This window comes from Helcobacillus massiliensis (assembly GCF_033106145.1).
Lineage (GTDB): Bacteria > Actinomycetota > Actinomycetes > Actinomycetales > Dermabacteraceae > Helcobacillus > Helcobacillus massiliensis.
The window spans coordinates 131,920-150,991 of the sequence record NZ_CP136959.1; the positions used below are offsets into that span (position 1 = coordinate 131,920).

Annotated in this window: 16 protein-coding genes and 2 tRNA genes; 11 read left to right on the forward strand and 7 right to left on the reverse strand. The window is 69.7% G+C overall.

Annotated elements, in window-relative coordinates:
* The first annotated feature begins 1 nt into the window (after position 1).
* Genes R3I40_RS00625 through mnhG form a run of 6 tightly spaced genes read left to right on the forward strand, consistent with a single transcriptional unit; the run spans position 2 to position 6,441 of the window.
* Positions 2-2,881 (forward strand): Na+/H+ antiporter subunit A, encoded by a 2,880-nt coding sequence (locus R3I40_RS00625; protein ID WP_285262011.1) that lies wholly within the window; start codon positions 2-4, stop codon positions 2,879-2,881.
* Complete coding sequence (locus R3I40_RS00630) at positions 2,871-3,464, forward strand: Na(+)/H(+) antiporter subunit C (RefSeq protein ID WP_183376286.1); 594 nt, start codon at positions 2,871-2,873, stop codon at positions 3,462-3,464. The genes R3I40_RS00625 and R3I40_RS00630 overlap by 11 nt, the downstream gene beginning before the upstream one ends.
* Entirely contained in the window at positions 3,464-5,026 is a 1,563-nt protein-coding gene (locus R3I40_RS00635; protein ID WP_239375717.1) for a Na+/H+ antiporter subunit D, read from the forward strand. Before R3I40_RS00630 ends, R3I40_RS00635 begins: the two co-directional genes overlap by 1 nt.
* Positions 5,023-5,592, forward strand: coding sequence for a Na+/H+ antiporter subunit E (locus R3I40_RS00640; RefSeq protein ID WP_239375719.1), 570 nt, complete (start codon positions 5,023-5,025; stop codon positions 5,590-5,592). Before R3I40_RS00635 ends, R3I40_RS00640 begins: the two co-directional genes overlap by 4 nt.
* On the forward strand, positions 5,585-5,887 hold the full coding sequence (locus tag R3I40_RS00645) for an MrpF/PhaF family protein (RefSeq protein WP_183376293.1): 303 nt from the start codon (positions 5,585-5,587) through the stop codon (positions 5,885-5,887). Before R3I40_RS00640 ends, R3I40_RS00645 begins: the two co-directional genes overlap by 8 nt.
* On the forward strand, positions 5,884-6,441 hold the full coding sequence (mnhG, locus tag R3I40_RS00650; protein ID WP_239375723.1) for a monovalent cation/H(+) antiporter subunit G: 558 nt from the start codon (positions 5,884-5,886) through the stop codon (positions 6,439-6,441). Before R3I40_RS00645 ends, mnhG begins: the two co-directional genes overlap by 4 nt.
* A gap of 281 nt (positions 6,442-6,722) precedes the next feature.
* On the opposite strand, the gene R3I40_RS00655 is transcribed toward mnhG, so the two are convergent.
* Both R3I40_RS00655 and R3I40_RS00660 read right to left on the reverse strand, forming a co-directional pair.
* A complete protein-coding gene (locus R3I40_RS00655) occupies positions 6,723-8,396 on the reverse strand; it encodes a formate--tetrahydrofolate ligase (protein ID WP_239375725.1) in 1,674 nt (557 codons plus the stop codon).
* Positions 8,397-8,698: 302 nt separating this feature from the next.
* On the reverse strand, positions 8,699-9,613 hold the full coding sequence (locus tag R3I40_RS00660) for a hypothetical protein (RefSeq protein ID WP_239375727.1): 915 nt from the start codon (positions 9,611-9,613) through the stop codon (positions 8,699-8,701).
* Between the two features lie 335 nt (positions 9,614-9,948).
* On the opposite strand from R3I40_RS00660, the gene R3I40_RS00665 reads away from it, so the two are divergent.
* Positions 9,949-10,728 (forward strand): hypothetical protein, encoded by a 780-nt coding sequence (locus R3I40_RS00665; RefSeq protein WP_239375729.1) that lies wholly within the window; start codon positions 9,949-9,951, stop codon positions 10,726-10,728.
* Between the two features lie 99 nt (positions 10,729-10,827).
* On the opposite strand, the gene R3I40_RS00670 is transcribed toward R3I40_RS00665, so the two are convergent.
* Positions 10,828-10,900: transfer RNA gene (locus tag R3I40_RS00670), tRNA-Phe, on the reverse strand.
* A 164-nt stretch (positions 10,901-11,064) separates the two neighbouring features.
* Between R3I40_RS00670 and R3I40_RS00675 the strand changes: the two genes are divergently transcribed.
* The 3 genes from R3I40_RS00675 (at position 11,065) to R3I40_RS00685 (ending at position 13,578) form a co-directional block, all read left to right on the forward strand.
* Complete coding sequence (locus R3I40_RS00675) at positions 11,065-11,850, forward strand: PIG-L family deacetylase (RefSeq protein WP_183376305.1); 786 nt, start codon at positions 11,065-11,067, stop codon at positions 11,848-11,850.
* Between the two features lie 80 nt (positions 11,851-11,930).
* Positions 11,931-13,148 carry a glycosyltransferase gene (locus R3I40_RS00680; RefSeq protein WP_239375733.1) on the forward strand — a complete coding sequence of 406 codons (1,218 nt, stop codon included), beginning with the start codon at positions 11,931-11,933 and terminating at the stop codon, positions 13,146-13,148.
* Positions 13,149-13,152: 4 nt separating this feature from the next.
* Positions 13,153-13,578, forward strand: coding sequence for a hypothetical protein (locus R3I40_RS00685; protein ID WP_239375735.1), 426 nt, complete (start codon positions 13,153-13,155; stop codon positions 13,576-13,578).
* A gap of 145 nt (positions 13,579-13,723) precedes the next feature.
* Here the strand turns inward: R3I40_RS00685 and R3I40_RS00690 are convergent.
* Positions 13,724-13,797 (reverse strand) — tRNA-Asp (locus tag R3I40_RS00690).
* 94 nt (positions 13,798-13,891) lie between these two features.
* The gene (locus R3I40_RS00695) at positions 13,892-14,692 is read right to left on the reverse strand and encodes an HAD-IIA family hydrolase (protein ID WP_285262009.1); all 801 of its coding nucleotides are present in this window, start codon (positions 14,690-14,692) and stop codon (positions 13,892-13,894) included.
* Between the two features lie 42 nt (positions 14,693-14,734).
* On the opposite strand from R3I40_RS00695, the gene hrpB reads away from it, so the two are divergent.
* A complete protein-coding gene (hrpB, locus tag R3I40_RS00700) occupies positions 14,735-17,374 on the forward strand; it encodes an ATP-dependent helicase HrpB (protein ID WP_285262008.1) in 2,640 nt (879 codons plus the stop codon).
* A gap of 40 nt (positions 17,375-17,414) precedes the next feature.
* Here hrpB and R3I40_RS00705 read toward each other — a convergent pair whose 3' ends face one another.
* Positions 17,415-17,717, reverse strand: a complete 303-nt coding sequence (locus R3I40_RS00705) for a hypothetical protein (protein WP_285262007.1) — start codon at positions 17,715-17,717, stop codon at positions 17,415-17,417.
* A complete protein-coding gene (locus R3I40_RS00710; RefSeq protein WP_285262006.1) occupies positions 17,710-18,927 on the reverse strand; it encodes an NAD(P)/FAD-dependent oxidoreductase in 1,218 nt (405 codons plus the stop codon). Before R3I40_RS00710 ends, R3I40_RS00705 begins: the two co-directional genes overlap by 8 nt.
* Positions 18,928-19,072: the final 145 nt, after the last annotated feature.

Consider the following 19,072-nt stretch of genomic DNA (forward strand, 5'->3'; position numbering starts at 1 on the left):
CGTGTTCACAGCTCTCGCCGTCCACTTCGCCGCGGCGGCGCTCGCGCCGGCCCTCGTGCGCCGCCTGGGACGCGGAGCCTTCTACCTGCTCGCCCTGGTACCGGCCGCCACCGCCGTGTACGTCGCGGTGCTGGGTCCGCAGGTGATCGCCGGCTCCCCCGTGGTGGAGGCGCACCCGTGGATCCCGCAGTTGGGCATGACGCTCACGCTGCGGCTCGATGCTCTTTCCTGGGTGTTCCTGCTGATCGTCTCCGGCATCGGCGCCCTGATCTTCGCCTACTGCGCCCGCTACTTCAGTGACTCCGAGCCCGGGCTGGGCCGCTTCGCCGGCGTCCTGCTGGCGTTCGCCGGTGCTATGGCGGGTCTCGTCATCGCCGACGACATGATGCTCCTGTTCATCTTCTGGGAGCTCACCACGATCTTCTCGTACCTGCTGATCGGGCACTACCTGACGAAGCAGGCGTCGCGTCGCGCCGCCATGAACGCACTGATCTCCACCACCATCGGCGGCCTGGCGATGATGGTGGGGTTGCTGATCATCGCACACGACGCGGACTCCATGCTGCTCTCGGACGTGCTTCAACGCCCGGAATCCGTCGGCGTGGTGGCCCTCGTGCTGGTGCTGGTCGGCTGCGCCACCAAGAGCGCGCTCGTGCCCGGGCATTTCTGGCTGCCGGGCGCGATGGCCGCCCCCACCCCGGTGTCCGCGTACCTGCATGCCGCTGCGATGGTGAAGGCCGGCATCTACCTGCTGCTGCGGATGGCGCCGTCACTGGAGCTCTACGATTCGCTGCGGATCGCGGCGGCTGTTCTCGGTGTGGCCACGATGGTCCTCGGCGGCTGGCGGGCCCTGCGCCAGTTCGACATCAAACTGCTCCTCGCCTACGGCACCGTGTCGCAGCTCGGCTTCATGGCCGCGATCGCTGCCCTCGCCACCGATCAGGCCGTGTTCGCGGCGGTGGCGCTCGTGATCGGGCACGCCCTGTTCAAAGCGCCCCTGTTCATGGTGGTCGGTGCGATCGACAAGTCGTACGGCACGCGTGACCTGCGGCGCCTGCACGGCGTGTGGAAGGACGCCCCCGCCCTCGGCATCATCGCGATCCTCGCTGCCGCGTCGATGGCGGCGATCCCGCCGCTGTATGGGTTCATGGCGAAGGAAGCGGTGTTCACCGCGATGCACGAAATGGGCGGCTGGGGCCTGCCGGTTCTGGTCGGCGTCACCGCCGGTTCCGTGCTCACCGTCGCCTATTCGTGGCGGTTCATCGCCGGGGTGTTCCCCGGTGAGGGAGGCATCCTGGAGCGGCCCGTCCCCGTTCTGTTCTGGGCCCCCGCGGCGCTGCTCGTGGCAGTCTCTGCTGCTCTGATCCCGCTGGTGGGAGCTCTGAACACTGTGCTGCACGCGATCGTCACCGGCCCGTTCGACCTGCACGTCGTCCCCGTGCTCGGTCTCCCGCTGCTGGCCAGCGGCATCGCCATCGTCGGCGGTGTCCTCCTCGCGCTGTGGGCCGACGGGTTCGAGGCGCTCCAGAAGCGCGTCTCCCCGCTGGAGCGGCCGTGGGGGAAGTATGTGGACGCCGAACGCGGCTTCCGTTCATTCATGCGCGGCATCGACCTTGTGTCGGTGAAGACCACCGCCCAGTACCAGAGGGGCTCCCTGCCGCTGACGGTCGGCACGATCCTCGGTGTGATGATCATGCTGGCTGGTGTGCTGATCCTGACCCGCGGCTTCTGGCCGCAGAACGTTGTGGCGTTCCACCACTGGAGCGAAGCAGCGATCGCGGTGCTCGCCATCGGCGCCGGCATCGGCGCGGCGAGGAGTCGCCGGCGCCTGCGTGCCGCGCTGCTGCTGACCGGCAGCGGCTACGCCGTGGCGCTGCTGTTCATGGTGGCGGGCGCCCCCGATGTTGCGGCCACGCAGCTTCTGGTGGAGACCGTGGTGACGGTGGTGTTCGTGCTCGTGCTGCGCCGCCTGCCCACCCACTTCTCCATCCGGCCCCTCAAGCGGGACCAGTGGTCCCGGTGGATCTTCGCGATCGGCACCGCGATCGTGGTGTGCCTCGTCGCCGTGTACGCGGCGTCCGCGCGCAGCGCCGATCCGACGGGACCCGACCTCATCGACGCGGGCTACGAGATCGGCGGCGGCCACAACACAGTGAACGTGACGCTCGTGGATGCCCGCGTGTGGGACACCATGGGCGAGATCGCGGTGCTGCTCGTGGTGGCCTCCGGGGTGGCGTCCCTGCTGTTCGTCACCAAGAGCGAGAACCATGTGATCCGCGTGCGGGATGTGAACCAGACCGTGCCGGTGTGGCGCCGCAGCCAGGACGCGGACCTGCCGGACAACATCACCCACTTCGACGCCACCCCGGAGGAGGCCGACGGCAACCGCTGGCACACCTGGCTGCACGCCTCGAAGACCCTCGCCCCGGAGCGCCGCCTCGTGATGATCGAAGTGATCACCCGCGTGGTGTTCCCGCTGCTGATGGTGCTGTCGGTGTACCTGCTGATGGCGGGCCACAACCACCCCGGCGGCGGCTTCGCCGGCGGTCTTGTGGCCGGTCTCGCCGTCACACTGCGCTACCTCGCCGGCGGCCGGTTCGAATTGGCGGAGGCGATGCCGGTGCAGGCTGGGCATGTGCTCGGCGCCGGCATGGCGATCGCTGTGCTCTCCGGCGCCGCGCCCCTGCTGTGGGGCGGCGGCATCTTCGACTCCGTGGTCCTGCACCCCGTTGTGCCGGTGATCGGCGAGGTGGAGCTCGCCAGCGCCCTCGTGTTCGACATCGGCGTGTACCTCGTGGTGTTCGGCATGGTGCTGGACTTCCTGCGCACCCTCGGTGAGCAGATCGATCGACAGCAGGAGGCTGAGCTCAGTGCCCATTAGCCTCACACTCGTCATCGTCTCCGGTGTGCTCATCGCCTGCGGTGTGTACCTGGTGCTGGAGCGCACCCTGACCCGCATCATCATGGGGTTCGTGCTGCTGTCCAACGGCATCAACCTGCTGTTCCTGATGGCGATCGGTGTGCCCGGCAGGCCCCCGTTCCAGGGGGCGGCGCCGGTGGAGGAGATGAGCGACCCGCTGCCGATGGCGATGGTGCTGACCGCGATCGTCATCTCGATGGCGCTGTCCGCGTTCGGGATGGCGCTGGCGCACCGCGCCTGGCAGCTGTTCGGCCACGACGAGGTCCCCGACGACGTCGAGGACCGACGGGTCCGGGCGCGCACCCGTCGGCGCCGCTCCTCGAAGGCGACCGGGACGCCGACAGGCCCCCAGCGGGCCCTCGTGGACCTCGTCGGCGCCGAGGCCGACTTCCCCGACGACGACCATGACGAGATCTCCGACGACCTCACCTCCGACGACCACGTCGAAGGCCCGGAGACGGAGGCTGATGAGGAGACCGTGCGCACCGTGATCATCCCGCCGAAGGGCCAGCGAGGCAGTCGGCCGACGGGAGGGGAGTGCTGATGGATCCGGCAACCCTCATCGCCCTGCCGGTCATGCTGCCGCTGCTGGGCGCGGCCGTGGCCCTGCTGACCCGCCGACGCCACCGCCTGCAGCTGTGGGTCACCATCTCCACTCTGGTCGCGATCCTCGCGGTCGCGGCCATGCTGGTGTTCTACGCCCACACCGGTGACGTGATGGTCCTCCAGATCGGCCGCTGGACCCCGCAGCTCGGGATCGTGCTGGTCGTCGACCGCCTATCAGCGCTGATGCTGCTGGTGTCCTCCATCGTGACGCTCGCGGTCCTCGTCTACTCCAGTGCGCAGTCGAACGCGGGGCGCGCCGAGCGGACACCCGTGGCGATCTTCCACCCGTCCTACCTGGTGCTGGTGGCGGGAGTGTCGATCGCGTTCGTGGCGGGCGACCTGTTCAACCTGTACGTCGGGTTCGAAGTGCTGCTGTCGGCATCGTTCGTGCTGCTCACCCTCGGCGGCTCGAAGGAACGAGTCCGAGCCGCCACGGTGTACGTCATCGTGTCGATGCTGTCCTCCATGATCTTCCTGGTGGGGCTCGCCGCCGTCTACATGGCCGTGGGCACCGTGAACTTCGCTGAGATCGCTGTGCGCATGGACCACATCAGTGAGAGCACGCGGCTGATGATCGAGTTCGTGCTGCTCGTGGCGTTCGGTGTGAAGGCGGCGATCTTCCCGCTGTCGGCCTGGCTGCCCGACTCGTACCCCACCGCACCCGCTCCCGTCACCGCCGTGTTCGCGGGTCTGCTCACCAAGGTGGGCATCTACGCGATCATCCGCCTGGAGACCCTCCTGTTCCCGTTCTCGGAGATCTCCACCCTGCTGCTGGTGGCGGCCGGTCTGTCACTGATCATCGGCATCTTCGGTGCGATCGCCCAGACGGACCTGAAGCGCGTGCTGTCCTTCACCCTGGTCAGCCACATGGGGTACATGCTGTTCGGCATCGGAGTGTCCACCCAGTTGGGGATGACCGCGACCGTGTTCTACGTGGCGCACCACATCACCGTGCAGTCCACCCTGTTCCTCGCCGCCGGGCTCGTGGAGTACAGGGGCGGGTCCACGAATCTGGCGAAGCTGGGCGGGCTGGCGAAACTGTCCCCGGTGATCGCGATCCTGTTCTTCATCCCGGCGATGAACCTCGCCGGCATCCCGCCGTTCTCCGGCTTCATCGGGAAGGTGGGGCTGATCCGCGCCGGCATCCAGTCGGACACCTGGCTGTCCTGGACCCTCGTGGCGGTGTCCGTGATCGCCAGCCTGCTGACACTGTACGCCATTGCGAAGGTGTGGAACCGCGCGTTCTGGCAGTCGGCGCCGCCCGAGGTGCTGAAGCAGAACCCGGACATCCCCGAGGCACCGTACGCCGCGACCGCCGCCCTGGTGGCCGTGACCATCGCGCTGACGGTGGTGGCGGGTCCGCTGATGGGCTACGCCGAGGAGGCGGCGAAGTCGCTGCAGGCGCGCGCCCCGTATGTGAGAGCGGTGCTGGGCGATGAGGGCGTGGACCGCATCGTGTACCGGCTCGGTGAGGACGGGCAGCGGGTGGTGCAGCGATGAGCGAGCTCAGCAGGCGCCTGCGCGGCCTTCCCGAGCATGTGATCGGCATAGCGGTCGCACTGATCGTGTGGTGCGGTCTGTGGGGCGGGCCGACGCTTCTGAACGTAGTGGGAGGGGTCGCTGTCGTCCTCCTGCTGGAGCTGATCTTCCCGATGCCGGCGATCGGTCGCGAGCTGACTGTGCGACCGGTGGCGGCGGTGGTGTTCCTCGCCCGGTTCTTCTTCGACATGTTCCGCTCCGGCCTGGAGGTGGCCTGGGCGGCGATCCGGCCGCGGCCGGTCCCCGACTGCTCGGTGGTGGGGGTGCAGCTGCGGTCCAGATCGGACCTGTTCCTCACCTTCACCGCGATGCTCGCCACCCTCATCCCGGGTTCCGTGGTGGTGGAGGCGCAGCGCTCCAGCGGAACGGTGTTCCTCCACGCCTTCGACGTCACCACCCCCGAGGAGGTGGAGGAGTTCCGCCAGTCCATCCTCGACCAGGAGGAGCGGGCCCTGCGGGCATTCGCCCGGCGCGAGGTCCTCGAAGGGGCCGGCTTCAGCGTCCGGAAGGGAGGGCGCGATGCCTGACTGGGTGATTCTGGTGGCGGGCATCATCCTGTCCCTGTCCACGATCCCGGTGATCTACCGGATGGTGGCGGGCCCCACGATCCTCGACCGGTCGGTGGGGGCGGACATGCTGATGGTGTTCGTGCTGCTCGCACTGGCGCTGTTCACAGCGGCCACGCATTCCACCTTCGCCATTGTCGGGATGTTCGCGATCACTGCGCTCGGCTTCATCGGCACGATGGCGGTTGCCCGTTTCGTGTCCCGTGAGGAGACGTCGCAGGCGAAGGACAAGAGTGACGGGGTGAAGCAGCTGTGACGGCGTTCCTCTCCAGTGCTCTTGTGCTCGCCGGCGCGATCATCGCCGGCATCTCCACCATCGGACTGCTGCGCTTCCCGGATGTCCTCACGCGGATGCATGCGGCGTCGAAGCCCCAGACGGTGGGGATGATCCTGTTCCTCGTGGGCGTCGCAATCGATGTGGGCTCCGTCAGCGTGGCGGCCCTGCTGGCGATGGTGGGCCTTGCCCAGATGGTGACCGTGCCGGCGTCCAGTGCGATGGTGGGCCGGGCCGCGTTCCGCCGCGGCTTCATCCACGACGGTGAGTATGCGGTCGATGAGCTGTCGCCCCGCCTGGCGATGGGTGGGGAGCCCGATGATGACGACGACGGGTTCATCGACGAGTACGCGGGGCCGGGGGATGCCGATCCGGCGAGCGCGGAGTCGCTGCCGGACAACCGGTTCATCCACACCTCGGGCATGGACCTGGCGGAGCTGAAGAGCTGGGCTGCAGACTCCGGCACGGACGGCCGCGTGGATCTCGGTCCCGAGGACGACCGGACCGACCGCGACGCGCCGAACCGCCCCGCCTGAACCGGCGCCCGGAACCGGCACCCCTCGCTTCCGCGAACTTCAGGTGAATCATCCACCTCAGGACGGCCCGTGAGGTGGATGATTCGCCGCACGTTCGGAAACAGGTGGGGGCGGGGGAGAGAGGGTGGGGCGGCCCACGCCGCCGGGCATGACAAAGCGGCCGACGTCCACCGGCCCCATCTAGGGCCAGCAGCCGTCGGCCGCCGCTGTCAGGTGATCAGGGCTCCCGGCCGGTCGGGCTCAGCTGAGCCGACTCGGACCGGGTGCCTGACCTGATCCGATCAGAACAGACCGAACGCCTCACCGTTGTCGTCCAGGCCCATGCGCAGAGCTGCAGGCTGCTTCGGCAGACCCGGCATCGTCATGACGTCACCGGTCAGCGCGACGACGAAGCCGGCGCCGAGCTTGGGGATGAGGTCGCGGATGTGCAGGACATGGCCCTCGGGAGCGCCGAGCTTCGTCGGGTCATCGGAGAAGGAGTACTGGGTCTTCGCCATGCAGACCGGCATCTTGTCCCAGCCGTTCTTCTTCAGGCGACGCAGTGCGGCCGGAGCCGAACCCACGTACTGCACCTCGGACGCGCCGTAGATCTCCTTGGCGATGGTCTCGATGGCGTTCTCGATGCCGTCCTCGGTGTCGTAGATCGGAGCGAACTTCACCGGCTCGTCGATCGCCTTCAGCACCTGGTCGGCGAGCTCGAGTGCGCCCTCGCCGCCCTTGGCCCAGACCTCGGACAGAGCAGCCTTGAAGCCGTTCTCCTCAGCCCAGTCCAGAGCCGCCTTGATCTCCTTCTCGGTGTCGTTCGGGAAGCGGTTCAGGGCGATGACGGGCTCCACGCCGAACTTGCGGACGTTCTCCACGTGCTTGCGGAGGTTCGAGGTGCCCTCGAGCAGTGCGTCCACGTTCTCGGTGTTGAGGTCGTCCTTCTTGACGCCGCCGTGCATCTTGAGAGCGCGGACGGTCGCGACGATGACGACCGCGTCCGGGCCGAAGTCACCGAAGCGGGACTTGATGTCCATGAACTTCTCGCCGCCGAGGTCCGAGCCGAAGCCGGCCTCGGTCACGGCGATGTCGCCGAGGGAGCGGGCGAGGTTGGTGGCGATCATGGTGTTGCAGCCGTGCGCGATGTTCGCGAACGGGCCGCCGTGCACCAGTGCCGGGGTGCCGCCGAGGGTCTGCACCAGGTTCGGGTTCAGCGCGTCCTTCAGCAGCAGGGTGATGGCGCCCTGCACCTCGAGCTCACGCACGGTGACGGGCTCGCGGTCGTAGTTGTAGGCCACGACGATGTCGCCGATGCGCTTCTCGAGGTCCTTGAGGTCGGTGGCGAGGCAGAGCACGGCCATGATCTCGGAGGCGACGACGATGTCGAAGCCGTCCTCACGCGGGACGCCCTGGGCGGGGCCGCCGAGGCCGACGACGATGTTGCGCAGCTCGCGGTCGTTGACGTCCACAACGCGCTTCCACTGCACACGACGCGGGTCGATGTTCAGCGGGTTGCCCTGGTGGATGCTGTTGTCCACGAGGGCCGCGAGGGTGTTGTTCGCGATCTGGATGGCGTGGAAGTCACCGGTGAAGTGAAGGTTGATGTTCTCCATCGGGACGACCTGGGCGTAGCCGCCGCCGGTCGCGCCGCCCTTAACGCCCATGATCGGGCCGAGGGCCGGCTCGCGCAGGGCGACCATGGTGTTCTTGCCCTTGAGGCTGAAGGCGTCCGCCAGACCGACCGTGGTGGTCGACTTGCCCTCGCCGGCGGGGGTCGGGGAGAGAGCGGAGACGAGAACCAGCTTTGCGGGCTCCTTCGGCTCACCGATCTTCTTCATGTCCACCTTGGCGATGTGCTTGCCGTAGTGGATGAGGGCGTCCTCGGGGATGCCGGCCTTCTCGGCGATCTCGCCGATGGGCTTGAGGGTGTGCGCCTGTGCGATCTTAAGATCCGGGTTCTCAGAAGCCGTCATTCGAATCTCCTTTGACGATGTAGAAGTCGAACTGTCCGCTGCCAGGGCTCATTCGTTCAGCCCGGGCGGGGCCAGCTGATGTTCATGCTAAGCCCGCGCATTGAGCGGTTGCTGTGCGGAACCGGTGCCGTATGGCCCCCGTCACGAACGGGGGCGTGCCCGTTATGGGCGGCTGTGAGGACGCTCCCATCTGGGCCCGTCGGCGCCGAGGGGAGGCCGGCCGACGGATCCCGGCGAACAGACGGGGCGGGGCGGAACCGGTTGGTCCTGCCCCGCCCCGTCAGTGGGCGGCTGCTGGTGGGTCAGCGGCCGTCTGGGCGGCCTTCGTGGCGACCGTGGCGATCACCGAGGTCGTCCTGGGCGTCCTGCGAGAAGTCCTGGTAGCCGGAGTCGTCCACCTGGGCGTCCTGCGAGAAGTCCTGGTAGCCGGCGTCGTCCACCTGGGTGTCCTGCGAGAAGTCCTGGTACCCGGAGTCGTCGACCTGGACCTCCTGCGAGAAGTCCTGGTAGCCGGCGTCGCTGCCCGCGCGGGTGTCCACGTCGATGTCGCCCTGGCGTGCGTCGCCGGGGCCGCGGTCGTACAGGCGGGGGTCATCGGTCTGCGAGTAGTCTTCGTAGCCGGAGTCGTCGCGGTGATCAGTGCGATCCTCGACGCGGTCAGTGCGGACCTCTCGGTCCTCGTGGCGCTCGAGGCGGTCATCACGGCTGTCCTGGTCGGCGCCGACGACGGCGGCGGGGCGGCCCTCGGAGCGGTGCTCCACGTGCTCCTCGTCGAGGCGGCGGTCATGGTCGACCGCGTCGCGGTGGTCAGCATCGGCGGCGGGGCGGTCCGCGCGGCGGCGGCCGGTGGCATTGGTGTCCGGGTCGAGCTCATCGGCGCGGCGCAGGCGGTCATCGAGGTCCTCACGGGCCTGGACGGCGTCGCGCTTCTGCTGAGCGGCGCGCTCAGCCTGCTCGTCAGCGGCGCGCTTCTGGCGCTCGGCCTCGAGGCGGGCACGGTCGGCCTGCACCTCGGACTCGCGGGCTGCGAGCTCGTCCTCCTCGATGCGGGTGCGGTCCTGGGCAACGCTCTGGCGCAGCTCAGCTGCCTCGCGGCGGTCGGCTTCGGCCTGTCGCTGCTTCTTCTTGGAGCTGAGAACGGAGATGAGGATGATCAGGGCGAGCAGGACCAGCGCGATGATGATCGCGGGAATGACCCAGCCGGGAAGATTGTCCATGGTGTGCTCCTTCGGTCGGTCCGAGCCAGCGGGCCCGGGTGGTGCGCCGACGGGGGCGGCGGCGTCACTTGATTCAATCAGATGCATGTGGCGCCCGCCACGATCACCGGGAGGAATGTCACGGTGAGGTCACGGGCAGCTCCCCGGGCACAGCGGCCAGCGGTGCAGGCCATCCAGAGTCTGCGGCATGGACACCGGTGCCCGGGCACTGGTGCTCGGGGATGGAAGCCCAGGTCGCGGTGTCCTTCGGTGCCCATCGTGTCGGTGCCCGGGTATCCGTAGCGTCGGGGTCATCGGCCGTTGGCGATCAGCGGCCCCGTTGAAGGCGACGCATCATGACCATCAATCGTCGACGATTCCTCACCCTTGCCGGCTCCGGCTTCGTCCTCGCCGCGGCGACCGGCTGCAATCCCTCTGAGCTGTTCGGCGGCGACGGCGACAACGACACGAACGGGGACGACCAGGACCGCAGCAGGAAGGACGCCAAGGGCGACGGCAGCGACGGCCAGAGCAGCGATGGCGACGACGGCCAGAGCAGCGATGGCCACGACGGCCAGAGCACCGATGGCCAGAACCAGGGCAGCGATCCGTTCGGCGGTGACGACTCCGGCGACACCGTCCCGAGCGGTGACGGCAACGGAGACTTCCGGCAGGAGAAGGCCTCCGGTGCTCAGGCCGCCACGGGCCGCTTCCAGTACACGGTGCCGAAGACGTGGACGCCGGTGCAGAAGAGCCGCTTGGACAGCCGCGACGTCGCCGGGTACGACATCAACAACGGTCGCCACGGCTACCTGCGGATCACCGACGTGGTGAAGCTGCGCGGCGGCCCGTACACCCAGGCATCGAACTGGGAGAAGGACATCAAGAACGCCTCCGATCTCGAGTTCGTCGAGAGCCGAGCGGTGAAGCAGTGGGACATCTCGACCGGTCAGAAGGCGTTCACGAAGCTGATCGCCGTGAAGATCAAGAAGACCGGCGCGAAGGCGGTGTCGATCCTGATGATGATCGAAGTGGAGGAGCACAAGGCGTACCACGTGATGCGCGGCATGGTGACGCCGAGCTATGCGCAGAGTGCGGAGTTCAAGTCGTTCGTCAACAGCATCCGCCTGTCCTGACGGCGGTGGTGGCTGGGGGCCGCTCTGACGCTGCAGCTTCGTGCATGCCCCCGGGCATGAAGGAACCCCCGCGATGTAGAAGCTACGCGGGGGTTCCAGTGGCTCCGACCGGCGTCGATCCGGTGACCTTTCGATTTTCAGTCGAACGCTCTACCAACTGAGCTACAGAGCCGTGTCACGAACACTCAGTGGTGCTCACGAACCAGATCAGAGTAGCAAGAACCGATGCGCGGCGCGAATCCGTCGGCCCCACTGAGAGGGAGGCCACGCCCGAACCCGGGTGGAGGCGCACCCACTACGCTGAGGGCACCACCCCCGAACCCCCAGGACGACCCGTTGAGCACCTCTTCCGCGCTGATCGCCGCCCTCACCAGCAGTGACGTCCGAGCAGATCAGCACCGCCTCCTGTTCATCCACGCCCACCCCGACGACGAAGCGGCCCAGACCGGTGCACTCACCGCCTGGGCCACCGGCCGCGGCATTGCCGTCGCCGTCCTCACCTGCACCCGCGGGGAGGAGGGCGAATACGTGCCGGGGACGCTGGCCGACGGGGACGACCTCGTCACGGTCCGCGCCCGCGAACTCGCCGGCTCGCTGCGGGAACTGGCGGTCGATGCCCACGCCTACCTCGGCACTGAGCCGGCCCTGCGCGAGGGCGCCCAGCCCCGCCACTACCGCGACTCTGGCATGCAGTGGGTCGCACCGGGCGTGGCAGGCCCCGCCGACACCACCGATGAGCGCACCTTCACCGCCGCGCCGATCGCGGAGGCGGCCGCGGATGCCGCCGCCTTCGCCGCTGACTTCGGCGCGACCGCGATCATTTCCTACGACCAGTACGGCAGCTACGGCCACCCCGACCATGTGCGGGCGCACGAGGTCGCGGTCGAAACGGCGCGCGTCACGGGCCTGCCGATGCTGGAGGTGCTCTCACCCGTCGGCCCCGAGAGCGACGCCGGGTTCACCCGCCTGGACGCCTCAGACGGGTTCCGGGCAGCGCAGCGTGCGCTCGCCCACTACCCGACGCAGATGCGGGTCGACGGCGACGAGCTCGTCCACGTGGGCGGGCAGCGCACCCCGATCGAGACGAGCGTGGGGCTGCGCGGCGTCGAGGTCGGTGCATGAGTGGGGCACCCGTCGGCCGCCCCGCTCCAGATTGCCGTCCCGCACCCGGCGGCGCTGCCCCCGCGGGGCGCCGCGTCGTCATGGTGACCGTCCACACCTCCCCGATCGCGGGCCCCGGCTCCGCGGACGCAGGCGGCATGAACGTGATGGTATCCAGCATCGCCGCCGCCCTCGCCGACCGCGGCTGGCAGGTCGACCTCGTCACCCGCCGCACCGCCCCCGACCAGCCGGACCGACGCGACGTCCACCCCGGCGTCACCCTCCACCACCTGCCGGTGGGGCCGCCCGTCACCGTTCCGAAACCGCAGGCGGAACGCCTCATCGCCCCGTTCGCCGACGCGTTCGACACCTGGTGTGAGGAGCACGGCGACGGCGTGGACATCATCCACTCCCACCACTGGTTCTCCGCCGCCGCGGTCCTCGACATCGCCCGCCGCCGCAGCATCCCGCACGCCGTCAGCTACCACTCCGTGGCCGCGGCCGTGGGCGAGGACGGCCTCGACGCCGGCGAGCAGCCCGAATCGGACGGCCGCCGGGCAGGGGAGCAGCGCGCCGCCGCAGAATCGGATCTCGTCATCGCCGTCTCCGACACCGAGAAGCAGATGATCATCCAGCGGTGCGGCGCCGACCCGGATGCGATCGACGTGGTCCGCCCCGGGGTGGACCTCGACCTGTTCCACCCCCGCAAGGCCGTACCGAGCGGGCCGACGGGTGCCGCGCCCACCGCCGCAGCACAGGGGGAGGGGCCCCATCGCCTCGCCTGCGTGGCCCGCCTCGAACCCCTCAAGGGCATCGACCAGGCGATCCGCATCCTCGCCGCCCTCCGCGACGAGGACGTCACGCTCACCATCGCCGGAGCCGCCGCCGAGGACTACCGCGACTACGAACGCCGGCTGCACGCCCTGACGGCCGAACTCGGCGTCAGCGACCGGGTGCGGTTCGTCGGCGCTGTCGACCGGGAGGACCTCGCCGCTCTCCTCGCCGGCAGTGACCTGCTGATCAACCCGTCCTATTCGGAGACCTACGGCATCATCAACATCGAAGCCGCGGCCTCCGGCACCCCCGTGATCGCGCACCGCTCCAGCGGCATGCGCGAATCCGTCATCGACCACGTCACCGGGATCCTGATGGACACCCGGGACCCGTCGGCCTGGGCCGACGGCATCCGCACCCTCATCACCAGCCCCGCCGCCCTCGAGTCACTGTCCCGCTCCGCCGCCGAGCGGGCGCAGCGCCGCACCTGGGCATGCGCCGCCGAACAGTTGGAGGACTCCTATGAATCAAGCGCTCTACGATGACCGCGTGCCGAGCTTCTCGGCCACCCTCACCGGCCACATGATCTCCGGCGCCATCAAGGCAGTGTTCGTGGCGCTGATGCTGTTCGCCACCTCCGCCACGGGCGCCATCAGCGAGATCACCCTCTCCCACGCGCTGACCTTCGCGTTCGTCGCCATGATCCTGGTGGAGACCGTCAGCGCGGTGATGTTCCACGTGGTGGCGCTGCGCCGCCGCCACCCCCGCCCCGGCAGCACTGCCGTGACGGTGGTGGACCTGGCGCTGCCGCCGCTCGCGGCGCTGCTGTTCGGCACGATCCTGCTGGGCGGCGGGATCGTGATCGCCGCAGCGATCTGCTTCACCATCGTCTTCTGGGTGTTCACCCTGCTGGTGGAGAAGCCGTGGCGGGAGGACGACGCGGCCGTGGAGGCGATGGAGAAGTCCCGCTGGTGAGGGCGCTCACTCGGTCATGACCTGCGGCACAGTCAGCGCAGCCGGCCCCGCCTGAACGCGGACACCGTTCAGCGCGGAGCCGCTGCGCGTCCGCGTCCGCACAAACAACAAGAGCCCCACCGAAGTGGGGCTCTTGTTCGTCCTGCGACCCTGACCGGGCTTGAACCGGCGACCTCCGCCGTGACAGGGCGGCACTCTAACCAACTGAGCTACAGGGCCTCATTTTTTCCGCCCCTCTCGGAGCGACAAGAAATACTCTACGCGACCCCAGGGCCGAGCGCCAATCCTGGGGCTGTGACTCTGATCGCACAGGTCAGGTCAGGTCCTTCAGCTCCTCCAGCAGCTCCGCCACACCGTCGAAGTCCTGGTCGGGACGGAACGGGAACTGCTCCAGCGTGCCCGGCTGCGTGATGCCCGTGTAGACGAGGATCGTGTGCATGCCGGCTTCCATCCCGGCGACGATGTCGGTGTCCATCCGGTCGCCGATCATCGCGGTCGTCTCCGAGTGCGCCTCGATCTGGTTGAGGGCGGAGCGGAACATCATCGGGTTCGGCTTGCCCACCACATACGGGTGACGGCCCGTCGCCTCCGTGATCAGCGCCGAGACCGCGCCGGTGGCGGGCACGATGCCCTCTCGGGACGGACCGGTCGCGTCCGGGTTGGTGGCGATGAAGCGGGCGCCCTCGGAGATCAGACGGATCGCGCGGGTGATCGCCTCGAAGGAGTAGGTGCGCACCTCGCCGAGCACCACCACGTCCGGCTTCGTGTCGGTGATGACGAACCCGGCGTCGTGCAGCGCGGAGGTGAGGCCCACTTCGCCGATCACGTAGGCGCGGCCGCCGGGCAGCTGCTTCTTCAGGAACTGCGCGGCCGCCAGCGCCGACGTCCAGATCGACTCCTCCGGGATGTCGATGCCGGAGGCCTGCAGGCGCGCGTTGAGGTCGCGCGGGGTGTAGATCGAATTGTTGGTCAGCACCAGAAAGCGCTGCCCCTTCTCCCGCCAGTGATCGATCAGCTCCGCCGCGCCCGGCAGCGCATGGTTCTCGTGGACGAGGACGCCGTCCATATCGGTCAGCCAGGTCTGGACGTCAGCGAGCGTGCGGTCGATCTTCATGTGACCATGATCGCTCATCCCGGCAGTGGGCACAATGGGTGCGTGCACCTCCCCGAGACTCCCTTCGACCTGACCGCCATCGGCTCCGGCCTCGTCTTCGCCGACGTCCTGGACGACCTCGCCCGCGCCCTCACCGCCGAGGACGCCGCCGCGGTCGTGCAGGCCCCGCCCGGCACCGGCAAGACCACCCTCGTCCCGCCGCTGGTCGCGAACCTCGCGGGTGGGCGCGTCATCGTCATCCAGCCCCGGAGGGTGGCCGCGCGCGCCGCCGCCCGTCGCCTCCACCAGCTCTGCCCCGACCTGCCGACGGGCGCCGTCGCGTTCAGCGTCCGCGGTGAGTCCACCACCCGTCCCAGCACGATCATCGAGTTCGTCACCCCCGGCATCCTCATCAACCGCCTCCTCGCGGACCCGGAGCTCACCGGTGTCAGCGCGGTGATCCTCGATGAGGTCCACGAACGCGCCCTCGACTCCGACCTCGCGCTCGCCATGCTGCTGGATGTGCGGGAGCTGCGCGGCGACATGCGCCTGCTGGCCCTCTCGGCCACGCTCGACGCCGCCCGCTTCTCCCGCCTCATGGACGGCGCACCCGTCATCGACTCGCCCACCGCCCTGCACCCCCTCACCGAACAGTGGGCGCCGCCGCCGGGGCCTCGGCTCGATGACCGCGGCGTCACACCGGCATTCCTCGAGCACGTCGCCGCGACCGCCGCCGACGCCCACCGCACCCATCCGGACAGCGATGTACTGGTGTTCCTGCCCGGGGCACGGGAGGTCAGCCGCTGCGCCGACGGGATCCGCGACCGCCTCACCGACTCAGGCGTGGAGGTCCTCGAACTGCACGGGCAGGTGCCGCCTCGCGAGCAGGACCGCATCGTCTCCGGCGGTGACGCCCCCGGCCGCCGCATCATCGTCTCCACAGCCCTCGCGGAGTCCTCCCTCACCGTGCCCGGTGTGCGCGTGGTGGTGGACAGCGCCCTGGCACGGGAGCCGCGCCGCGACTCCCTGCGGCGCATGACCGGACTGGTGACGCTGACGGCATCCAAGGCGTCGATGACGCAGCGCGCCGGCCGCGCCGCACGGCTCGGCCCCGGCACCGTGATCCGCTGCTGCGACCCGTCGACCGCTGCGGGCGCCGCCCAGGCCGCCGCTGCGGAGGTCACCACGGCGGACCTCACCGGCGCGATGCTGACCGCCGCTTGCTGGGGCGCCCCGGGCGGGGAGGGACTGCGGATGCTCGAGCCGTTCAATCCGCGCGCCGCCGCCGATGCTCGCACTGACCTCACCGCCATCGGCGCGCTCATGGAGACCGGGCACGCCACGGAACTGGGCCGGATGCTCGCCGCCGTCCCCACCGATCCGCGCCTCGCCCGTGCCCTCCTCGACTCGGCGTCCGCGGGGGAGGGGGAGCTCGCCGCTGACGTCATCGCGCTGCTGGGGGCCGACGGGCGCCCCGCGTCCCTGGAAGCGGACCGCGCGCTCGCCGCCGCCCGCGGTGACAGGAAGCATCAGCGGGAAGCGGAGCGCCTGCGCCGCATCGCCGCGCGATCCGCAGGCACCGGCACAGGCTCAGGCTCAAGCTCGGGCTCAGGAACAGGCGGGGGTGCGGGTGAGTCGGGCACTGACCCGGACGCCGTCGGGCGGGTCATCGCTCGCGCCTTCCCGCTGAACATCGCCCGCCGCATGGTCGATGGGCCCGACGGAGCCGCATCCTTCCTCCTCGCCTCCGGCACCCGTGTGGGCGTGCCGGCCGGTCACCTCGCGACCCAGGAGTGGATCGTGGTGGCGCACTCCGGCCGGTCGCAGGCCCGCGCCGCCGCCGGAACCGGTGCGGTGGCGCGGCTCGCCGCCGCGATCTCGGAGGAGACGGCGCTGAGCATGGGAGAGCACCTGCTGGCCGACCGCGTCACCACCCGATTCACCGAGCAGGGTGCCCAGGCGCGGCGCATCCGCTCCCTCGGCGCCATCACCCTGTCCAGTGCACCGGCACGGCCGGAGGGGCCTGAGGCGCGCGCAGCCGTCATCGACGGGATCCGCGAGCAGGGACTGGGCGCATTCCGCTTCAGTGACGCCGCCCGCTCCCTGCGCGAACGGGTGCAGTTCCTCCACCGCACGCTGGGGGAGCCGTGGCCTGACCTGTCGGACGCAGCGATCATCGCCCGGCTCGACGACGTCGCGGCGCCGGAACTGGACCGCCTCGCGGGGATCGGCGGGAAACCGGTGCGCCCGTCGGCCATCGATATGCTGCCGATCCTGCAGCGCCTGCTGCCCTGGCCCGCCGCAGGCCGCCTGAGGGAGCTGGCGCCGGAGCGGCTGGAGGTGCCGTCGGGCTCCGCCATCCGGCTCACCTACCCGCCGCTGGAGGAAGCCGACGGGGCCGACGCGAGCGACGGGGCCGAGCATTCCGCCCCGGGCCGGGTCGTGGCGGAGGTGAAGCTGCAGGAGATGTCCGGGCTGGCTCAGTCACCGCGGATCGCGGACGGCGCGGCATCGATCCAGTTCCACCTGCTGTCGCCGGCGCGGCGGCCGCTGGCGGTGACCGATGACCTGGCGTCGTTCTGGGACGGTGCGTATGCACAGGTGAGGGCGGAGATGCGGGGGCGCTACCCGAAGCATCCGTGGCCGGAGGACCCGTGGAGTGCGGAGGCGACGGCGCGGACCAAGCGCCGCCCGCCCCGCTGAGGACCGCCCCGCTGAGGACCGCCCGGCTGTAGCGCGTCCCCTACGGGACGATCCGTTCGCCCTCCAGGTCGCGGGCGCTCGCGGCCCGGCTGCGGGCGGAGGCGCCGGAGGCGATCACGAAGCTCGCCAGCAGCCCCACGGAGAACACGGCGGAGCCGAGCAGGCACACCGCCCAGCCGAGCACGAACAGGATCCCCACCCAGGCGCTGGTGGCGCCGTAGAGGGACATGAGGTGGCCGTTCCACAGGGCGGCGGCTGCGATGATGCCGACGCCGACGGCGAGGATCCCGATCCCGGTGAGGATCGCGATCATGCCGCTGCAGCCGCGGGGACGATCAGGCAAGGGGGACGGCGCCCTTCAGCGACGCGGGATCCTGCACCGGCTCGGTGACGGTCCGCTTGATCAGGCGGCGCGCCTGATCCATCTTCCCGTACACGTTCCAGGTGAGGACTCCGCGCACCACCCCGTCCTTCAGGTAGTAGACGGCGGCGGTGTCGAGGTCGTCGTTCCCGGCGTCCACGACGGTCTGCAGCGACGAGTCGATCTCGCCGACCGCTTCGTACCCGTCCTCGAAGAGGTCGGACCAGAACATGGGGGTGCGGGTGTAGTTCACCTCGGCGCCGGTCATCGCCTTGCCGGCGGCCCTTCCCATCCGCTCCGCCTGATCGGCGTGCTCCACGCGGCGGACACCGAGCGCGGAGTCCTCGTAGGTGGCGATGTCGCCGGCGGCGAAGATGCTGTCGTGGGAGGTGCGCAGGCCCGCGTCGACGCGGACGCCTTCCGTGGCCTCGTCGATGTGGAGACCGGCCCGCTTCGCCAGCCCCACGTTGGGGAACGCGCCGATGCCGATCACTGCGCCGTCACCGGCGACGGACTGACCGTCCTCCAGCTGCACGCGGACGCCGTCGGTGGTGTTCTCCGCCGTCTCCACACGGCCGGTGACGAGCTGCACGCCCGCCTTCTCGAAGCGCCGAGTGATCCGATCGGAGAGCTCAGCAGGCAGCATATGGCCCAGCAGCGGCAGCGACGGCGTCACGAACGTGACCGTCACACCATCCTGCTGCACGAGCGCGGCCGCCATCTCGGTGGCGATGTAGCCGCCGCCGGCGACCACGAGGTGCGCACCGGGCTTCGCGAGCTCCCGCACCCTGTCGTAGTCGCCTTCGGTGCGGAAGAACGCGATCCGGTCCGACGGCGCCATGCCGTTCTTCACCGGCGACATCCCGGTCGCCAGCAGCAGGGCGCCGTACTCGACCTCGGTGCCGTCCTTCAGCGTCAGCAGCTTGGCCGACGGGTCCAGGGACTCCACCCGGGTCTGCAGATGGACGAGGTCCTCATCGCCGGCGGGGACGAGGTGGTTGCCCTCAGCGGTCTCCTCGCCGTCCAGCCACAGGTCCTTGGAAAGGACGGGCCGGTAGATCGGCGGGTTCTTCTCGGCGCTGAACAGAGCACAGGTGGCGTCGGGGTCGAGTTCCCGCAGGCGCGCCAGGGCGTTTGCGCCGGCGATGCCGCCGCCGATGATGACGTAGTCGAACGACTGCCGCTCGGTCATGTCTCCTCCTCGCCGGGCGGCTCAGACAGCCGCCCCTGGGATTGGTCCTCTCCCCACGGTAGGCCCGCGCGCTGGGTGCGCGTTCAGCTTCACCGCCGGCCTCCCAGCGGAGGCTCGGACTCGGCGGGCGGCGGCACCCGTCGGC

Coding starts and splice junctions, on each gene's coding strand:
- R3I40_RS00635 (WP_239375717.1), top strand. CDS start 3,464: ATGGATCCGGCAACCCTCATCGCCCTGCCGGTCATGCTGCCGCTGCTG.
- R3I40_RS00640 (WP_239375719.1), top strand. CDS start 5,023: ATGAGCGAGCTCAGCAGGCGCCTGCGCGGCCTTCCCGAGCATGTGATC.
- R3I40_RS00645 (WP_183376293.1), top strand. CDS start 5,585: ATGCCTGACTGGGTGATTCTGGTGGCGGGCATCATCCTGTCCCTGTCC.
- R3I40_RS00655 (WP_239375725.1), bottom strand. CDS start 8,396: ATGACGGCTTCTGAGAACCCGGATCTTAAGATCGCACAGGCGCACACC.
- R3I40_RS00660 (WP_239375727.1), bottom strand. CDS start 9,613: ATGGACAATCTTCCCGGCTGGGTCATTCCCGCGATCATCATCGCGCTG.
- R3I40_RS00665 (WP_239375729.1), top strand. CDS start 9,949: ATGACCATCAATCGTCGACGATTCCTCACCCTTGCCGGCTCCGGCTTC.
- R3I40_RS00680 (WP_239375733.1), top strand. CDS start 11,931: ATGGTGACCGTCCACACCTCCCCGATCGCGGGCCCCGGCTCCGCGGAC.
- R3I40_RS00695 (WP_285262009.1), bottom strand. CDS start 14,692: ATGAAGATCGACCGCACGCTCGCTGACGTCCAGACCTGGCTGACCGAT.
- R3I40_RS00710 (WP_285262006.1), bottom strand. CDS start 18,927: ATGACCGAGCGGCAGTCGTTCGACTACGTCATCATCGGCGGCGGCATC.